General features: G+C 64.1%; 5 protein-coding genes and 1 pseudogene. 2 read left to right on the top strand and 4 right to left on the bottom strand.

All coding sequences use genetic code 11. The features are described from left to right. Nucleotides 1-293 (bottom strand): annotated as a pseudogene (locus GT354_RS34230) (hypothetical protein); the annotation flags it as partial. After that, nucleotides 290-607 (bottom strand): hypothetical protein, encoded by a 318-nt coding sequence (locus GT354_RS34225; protein ID WP_161360260.1) that lies wholly within the window; start codon nt 605-607, stop codon nt 290-292. The pseudogene GT354_RS34230 and the gene GT354_RS34225, both read right to left, overlap by 4 nt. A 556-nt stretch (nt 608-1,163) precedes the next feature. Here GT354_RS34225 and GT354_RS34220 point away from each other — a divergent pair. Both GT354_RS34220 and GT354_RS34215 read left to right on the top strand, forming a co-directional pair. Further along, nucleotides 1,164-1,922, top strand: coding sequence for a helix-turn-helix transcriptional regulator (locus GT354_RS34220; RefSeq protein WP_161360259.1), 759 nt, complete (start codon nt 1,164-1,166; stop codon nt 1,920-1,922). After that, a complete protein-coding gene (locus GT354_RS34215; protein ID WP_161360258.1) occupies nt 1,922-2,392 on the top strand; it encodes an NUDIX domain-containing protein in 471 nt (156 codons plus the stop codon). The genes GT354_RS34220 and GT354_RS34215 overlap by 1 nt, the downstream gene beginning before the upstream one ends. 2 nt (nt 2,393-2,394) lie before the next feature. Here GT354_RS34215 and GT354_RS34210 read toward each other — a convergent pair whose 3' ends face one another. Together GT354_RS34210 and GT354_RS56010 are read right to left on the bottom strand one after the other, a co-directional pair. Beyond that, entirely contained in the window at nt 2,395-2,949 is a 555-nt protein-coding gene (locus tag GT354_RS34210; protein ID WP_161360257.1) for an HD domain-containing protein, read from the bottom strand. Continuing rightward, on the bottom strand, nt 2,949-3,461 hold the full coding sequence (locus GT354_RS56010; protein WP_272923938.1) for a GntR family transcriptional regulator: 513 nt from the start codon (nt 3,459-3,461) through the stop codon (nt 2,949-2,951). Before GT354_RS56010 ends, GT354_RS34210 begins: the two co-directional genes overlap by 1 nt. Nucleotides 3,462-4,685: the final 1,224 nt, after the last annotated feature.

Below are 4,685 nucleotides of genomic sequence, written 5' to 3'. Positions count from 1 at the left end.
ACCGAAGCGGCCATCATCGACGTGACCATCACGAAGTCCCGCCGCACGAGCACCGCATCGAGCCGCTTGCGCCAACGAAGGTTGCGCGCCTCGCGGGCAGCGGCCTTGTCCTGCTCGGCACCCTCTCGCGCCGTGCGCTCCGTCTCGCGCTGAACCGCCGTGATCCGCGCGGCGGCCTCCGCCTGGGCGAGCGCGGATTCGGCCTGCTTTGCCTGCGCGGCGGCCTGCGCTTCGAGGACTTTGGCCTTGTCGAGCTGTCGGCCGGCGCGCATCGAGTAGACGGTGTCGCTCACGCTGCCCACCGCCGAGCGACGAACCGACGGGCCACGACCGGCGCCGGCTGCGCTGCCCACCGTCGGGCGACGAACCGGCTCGGCATGACCGCGGCCTGCGACACCTCGCCGAGCAGCTGCTCGGCGTAGGCAGCCAAGTCGGGGTCCTCGTGCCACAGGACGGACAGGATGTCGTGCGCGGCGTCGACGCGAGCAGCCCGCTCTTCGGCGGACTCCCCGTCGACACCGGTGAACAGCTCCGGGTCGACGCCGAGCGCCAACTCGGTGAACTCGAAGCTCGAAATGGCCAGACGGCCGTTCACAATGGTTCTCACGGTCGTACTCCTTGATTCGAAGGAACGACCCACGGGGCGACTGCCTTTCCTTGGTCGGGCGGCAGTCGCCCCGGCACACATCGGTGTGCCCCGCCCCGAAGGGCGAGTGGTGAGCTACGCGCGGCTTGACCAGCGCGTCAACATCGAGATCGTGTGCGTTGTCCCCTTACGAGAGCGCGCTCCCGCTTACAGGCAGGGACGGCCTTTCAGCCTGTTGCCCTCCGGGATGCAAAGGACCCGGGACCCTCAGCCCCCTCTGTCCGGGGCTCCTGATGGTGCGGTCGTACAAGTCGAAAATGCGCCTGAGCAGCCCAAATAGAGACCACCCATGCCATCTCTGGGGAGCTAGTTCGACATGCGATACATGTCGAACATGTATCTCAGATTGCCGCGCCGACTAGGCCGCGTCAAGTCCGTTCGGAATTTTCTTTCGGCGTCTCTGCCGATGACCCAACGTTGTCGCAGGCCGCCGGGACGTGATCACCCCGGCCTATGGCCACTTCGGGACGTCTGCGCCTACTGTCGACAACGTTCCGGAACGCCAAGGGGGTTGGACGTGTCGAACGAGCGCCTACGGGCGGCCATTCTCAGCAGCGACTTCGATCTCTCAACGATCGCCGCGCGCGTGGGAGTTGATCCCAAGACGATCGAAAAGTGGGTGGCCGGACGGCCGCCTCATCGACGCAACAGGTATGCCCTGGCGTCCGTACTCGGACGCGACGTTTCGTACCTGTGGGCAGACGAGCAAGGCCCGCAAGCGACCACGGAAGTTGGCCAAGCCGAGCTGGTATCGCTCTACCCGCATCGTTCGGTTGTCCCGAACAGCGCATGGACCGACCTCTACGGTCGAGCAGTCGAGAATCTGGACGTCTTGGTCTACGCCGGGTTCTGGCTCTCGGAGGATCCGCTGTTCTTACGGACTGTCCAAGAGAAGGCGCAAGCTGGCGCCAGAGTGCGATTCCTGCTCGGCGACCCGGAGAGTACGGCGGTCGCGCAGCGGGGCGCCGATGAGGGCATCCACGGCGCCATGGCGAGCAAGATCCGGAACGCGCTGGTCAACTACTCGAAGTTGTTCGACCTGCCCGGCGTCGAGTTCCGCGTGCACGGCACCGTGCTCTACAACTCGATCTACCGTGCGGATGACGAGCTTCTCGTCAACACGCATGTGCACGGAGTCGGTGCATACCTTGCTCCCGTGCTGCACATTCGACGCTTGCCCCAGGGAACGATGTTCGCGACGTATGCCGAGAGCATCGATCGGGTGTGGTCCGACGCCCGTCCGCTGTCCAGCCCTACCGACTTCGGAGACGCTTGATGTCCCGCATCGACTACTTCCACGATCCCGCGGCGCCGGTGGCGAACTCGGTTGTGCCGTCCGTGACCGCAGTCGTGGTTGACGCGCGCGGACACCTACTGATGATCCATCGCACTGACAACGACCTCTGGGCTATCCCCGGCGGCGGCCATGACGTCGGGGAGTCCATCGCCGAGACTGTCGTCCGGGAGGTTCGGGAGGAAACCGGGATCGACGTTGAAGTGCTCGATCTGGTGGGGACGTACACCGATCCGCACCACGTCATGGCGTACGACGATGGTGAGGTGCGTCAGCAGTTTTCACTGTGCTTCCGAGCCCGGCCAGTCGGCGGCGAGCTGCGGACGAGCAGCGAATCGAAGGCAGTCCGCTGGGTGGACACGCACGAGTTGGACGCGCTCAACATTCATCAGTCGATCCGTCTGCGCATCACACATGGACTCACACACAACTCGAAGCCATACATCGGGTAGCGCTACGGTCGGTACTCCAAGAGGCGCCGATCGACCCGAGCCGCCGCAGCGTAGATTTCCGGCTCGGCCCGACGGATAAAGCGGCCGATGAGACTCTCCGGCCCGTACCGTCCGACGATCTCGGCAACGCGATCCGGAGGACTGGTCACAGCCCCGTCGGGCGTCGTCGTCATGTCGCAGTAGATGAGGGCGTCGACCAGGTCATCACGCTCGGTCGGGAACTCACCAGCCAACTCGGCACGCAAACCGCGCTCTTCCGCTTCGAGCAGCGCGCAGGAGTGGTGGGCCACCAGGTTCGTCACTCGTTCGTCGGCACTCACACGATCCCGAAGGAAGCGCGCACCGTCCAGCGGATGGAACCCTGTCTGAGCCAGGTCAGGGGCGTAGCCGATGTCGTGAAGGACAGCAGCCGCGTAGAGCAGTTCAGCGTCGCCACCGAGCATGGGCCCCAACTTCTGGGCGCAGGCCGCAACTCCCTTGGAGTGCTCCCAACGCCGGGGCAAGACGTCCGCTAGAACGTTCCCGGCAAGCTCGTACGCCCAATCCGTCAGCTCCATCATTCGAGGCTACGAGAGCGGTCGGGGTCGCCGCTATCCGCCTCGCGCACGTCGCCGGGAATGGCGGAAAGACGGCGAGCCTTGCCCGGTACCGCTGTCAGAATGCCTGCGCCCTCCAGGTGCGCCAGCGCTTGCCGCACTTTGCCGCGAGAAGCCCCGAACATCCTCGCCAAATCAGCTTCACTCCGGATCGAGCCGCCAATCGCTATCTCCCCACGCCGAACTGCGTCGATGATGTCGTTGGCGATGCTCTGATAAAGAGGCTTCAGGGGTTGGCTCGACGTATGACGTGGCTGCCACCCGATGCCCTTCCGGGGTTCGATCAACCCACCCTCGGCTAGAACGGCAAGCGCACGGCGTGCGGTGGTTCGCGAGACACCGAAGCGTCCTTGGATCCCTGACTCGGAGAGCAAAACGTCCGTAGCAGACGAAGTATCCAGTTCACGTCGAAGCACATCGGCAACGGTGAGGTACGTACCGCGTGGGCTAGCCCCGCTCACTTGCTCTCCCATCATCCGAGCCGAAGACCCAACTGCCAGATTACCGTGCGGGCCGACTCCCTTACTGAGTCGAGCCTCAGGTCGTTCCCTGAGGCGCGCCACGTGTTGGGTCCGTACCAGCGGACCGACGCCGGGCAGGGTGGGTGGCGTGTCGATCGCCAACGAACGTCTCGGTGAGCTCCTGCCGCATCATCCGCATAACGTGCCCTCGGGCCGTGGCCACCTGAGGTAGCTCATTTCCCCCCGTGAGACATGACCGGGCTGCGTTGAACAGCGCGGACTGGAGGTCGGTTGCGGCCGGACCCACCAGACTCCCTGCCAACATGGTGATCTCGTTGCTGGCTGTTTTGAAGTTGCTGGAGGCGTCTATCTGGGCCGCCGCAAGGGGCGAAGCCAGGCGCGCCTGCTCAGTCGTGGTGATAGGGCCGGTAGTGAGCGACTGGAGCCCGCCAGAATCACGGAGATCCTGGATAGCCGCCATCCATGCGTCGACGGCCTCTATGTAACGCGCGTACACAGCACGGCGTTCATGCCACAGAACTTGTTCTCGCTGCTCGAACGCGGCGCTCGAAGACTGCACAAGCGCCAAGCTTTCTTGTCGCCGCAGGTCTTCTCGTTGCCAGCCTCTCATCTGTCGCGCCTGGCGAGTCTGCATAAGGCCTGCGACCGCAGCACCGAGCAGAGTTCCCCCCACTGCGATAAGGGCGACTAGGTAGGTACTCAGCTCCCCCGTCTCCACCGCTTGATCGTAGCTCCATGCCGCCCAGAGGAGATGGAAAGCCCGATGCAAGGGCATCTTCGGTGAGCTTCGAACTAGTGACGAATCGCGCAAACGAGACAGCCTCAGTGCGCGGCTACGGTCACAAACACTGCTGCAACACGGTCGACTCGCTTCTTTGGTGCCGCAGGACGAGCCTGGGGCAAGGGGCAAAGCCTGAAGTTGCGGCGTGTTGTGAGGGGTTCGGGGGTCATGGGTACACGCATGCCGTTGCGCGTGCAACAGGTCCAACTCTGATTGGACGAACCATCCGTTGCTGTACCGCAGCAAAGTACAGCAGCCACGGCGACGTTACCCGACCGTCAGAGACGCGAGATGGCGTTTGACCTGCGCTGTAGCCCTCAGCGATCTCAATGCGGGTAGTTCACACCGAAGAGGTCACTGGTTCGATCCCAGTATCGCCCACCCAGGTCACAGCCCCGGATCATGAAAATGATCCGGGGCTTTGTCGTGCTGCC

The organism is Streptomyces sp. SID3343 (assembly GCF_009865215.1).
In the GTDB taxonomy this organism is placed as follows: domain Bacteria; phylum Actinomycetota; class Actinomycetes; order Streptomycetales; family Streptomycetaceae; genus Embleya.
The sequence above is the reverse complement of the archived record's forward strand: the minus strand, read 5'-3'. Positions and strand labels throughout refer to the sequence as shown.